Below are 2,304 nucleotides of genomic sequence, written 5' to 3' on the forward strand. Positions count from 1 at the left end.
TAATTTTATTTATTATAATACTGTTTACAAAAACAAAAAGAAGGTGTCACCAAGTCAAAGTTCGACTTATGCAACATCCCTCTTCCCAAACTATTTATAGCATATTTATTAATATTTCAGGTCTTCCCCAATTCATTTCTTCACAAACAAATCTAAGTTTTTCTTCATCCATTGTGTGTAATCCTTCTTCTAGTGAACATGAAATTGGAACTTCACAGTGAATTTGGGCTAATTGTAACGAAATATTTAAGTTCTCTAAATCACTTTCAATCTTCGTACGCTGCGCTTTTGTTAATGATTCTACATTTTCTAGTACAGCGGATACTGTTCCGTGCTCTTGAATAAGCTTATACGCTGTTTTTTCACCGATACCTTTTACCCCTGGATAATTATCACTTGTATCTCCCATGAAAGCTTTTGCATGGACGATTTGCCACGGCTCTACACCTTTTTCTTCCATGATTTTCTCCGGTGTGTAATATTCGTAATTTCCAATTCCTTTACGCAGAAGCATGACTGTAACGCTCTTATCAACAAGTTGAAGTAAATCCGTATCACCTGTTAAAATATAAACTTCAGCTTCATTGCAATATTGTTTTGCAAGCGTACCGATACAATCATCGGCTTCGTAGCCTTTCATACCGATAACTGGAATGGATAATTTTGCAGTCATTTCTTGCACTAAATCAAATTGAGGAATTAATTCTTCTGGTGGCGCTGCACGATTTGCTTTATAATTCGAGAACGATTCTGTTCTAAATGTCGTACTTCCCATATCCCAGCATGTAACGATATGTGTTGGTTCGATCGCTTGCGTAGCTGTTAATAAGTGTTTCATATAACCATGAATCCCGTTCGTAGGGGTTCCATCTTGTCGTTTCATAAATTGTCCGTAGACACTTGTTGCGTAAAAAGCACGAAATAATAGTGCCATACCATCAACTAATAATACTTTTTTCATAATTCCTCTCCTATTAAAAAAATAATAACCTTACGTTATCACGTAAGGTTATATAAATAGATTACCATTCTACGTTTTTGCTCAACTTTGTCTATTATACATTGTTTTTGTATATTTAGCATCATTAACACATTAAGACGTTCTACTACAACAAGTATGCAAGATGCCTGAATACGTATTTTTTCCAGTAGAAACAACGATAGCTTTTGCATTTCCACTAACAATATGCGAACCTTTAAAACATACATTTTCAAGCTCAAGTGGATTATAATCTTTCATCCGTTTTAATGGAATAAACCGTTTACGTTCAAGGTGATAGCAGCTCTCAAACTTCTCTATATTCGCTTCGTTTCCCGTTAACACAGACTCATTCACTAATAAATCATCTGCATAAATAATACGTACATCAGCTGGCACAGCATCTCCAGCCGAAAGAAAAATCATATCTCCAGGTACAAGTTCTTGCACAGGTATCTCCATCATTTTCAGTTCACTATTTAGCCCTGTACTACTAGAACATTCTACTCTAGATACAGTAATCGTTTCACGTTGTAATTCATCACACACACGTTGTTTTGAAAAACCTGGAATCATGCCACCTAGCTTCATCATTACTTCTGCAAGAAGTGCTCTTTTTGAAGTTAGTTCATTTCGGCCATATACTTGAATACGTTTTTGTGCCTCTTTCATTGATAGTCCGTCTCTTGTTGTTTTAAAATATGCAAATACAGATTTTACATCTCTTGTTGCAATTTCAATTAATAAATCTTTATTTTTTTGGAGCATTGTTTGTTCTTTTATTGATTTTTTACTTAGTTTATATGACGTGTTACCCACAGTTTTGTTTGCATATAACATATTATCGTCTCCTCCTTTACAACATAGGAAGAAACGCTTTGTTTCTCAATTTATCCACTTTACTGTGAAAGTGTCTCGCGCTTTATAAACGCTATATTGTGATAAATATAGAGGGAGGAACAAATCGTTTCCTGCCTACATCATATATTTTTGATTTGAAGTATATGGGTAACGGAACCGAGTCAGAATTTGACATGCTCCTCACCTCCTCGTTTAATTTTATAATTTATAATATGAAATTACTCATAGCTTGGTAACAAAAAAGACCCCTACCCTTAAGAGAGTAGCGGCCATTACATACACAAATAAACGATTTCTAATATAATTAGAAATCTACGGACCTCTCCCTCACCGAGTTTTAGCACTGTATAGCATAGGTACATTACCAGCTACGTTAAGAAAAACCTTAATTCGATCATTCCTGTTGACCCATTGGCGTCTCTCGACATTTTTGGGCAGTAGCATTTCTCTATACAGGAGCCTCA

2 protein-coding genes and 1 riboswitch are annotated in these 2,304 nt (G+C 35.2%); both genes read right to left on the bottom strand.

The genetic code is table 11. The annotated features are described in order from the left end of the window. Nucleotides 1–94: 94 nt before the first annotated feature. The gene (locus ABWK52_RS26155; RefSeq protein ID WP_000757075.1) at nt 95–961 is read right to left on the bottom strand and encodes a 5'-3' exonuclease; all 867 of its coding nucleotides are present in this window, start codon (nt 959–961) and stop codon (nt 95–97) included. A 132-nt stretch (nt 962–1,093) separates the two neighbouring features. Continuing rightward, the gene (locus ABWK52_RS26160) at nt 1,094–1,819 is read right to left on the bottom strand and encodes a cation-transporting P-type ATPase (RefSeq protein WP_000964949.1); all 726 of its coding nucleotides are present in this window, start codon (nt 1,817–1,819) and stop codon (nt 1,094–1,096) included. Nucleotides 1,820–2,155: 336 nt separating this feature from the next. Further along, nucleotides 2,156–2,304: riboswitch (M-box (ykoK) riboswitch) on the bottom strand. This riboswitch is flagged as partial in the annotation.

Source organism: Bacillus sp. AP50, from assembly GCF_040492675.1.
Lineage (GTDB): Bacteria > Bacillota > Bacilli > Bacillales > Bacillaceae_G > Bacillus_A > Bacillus_A cereus.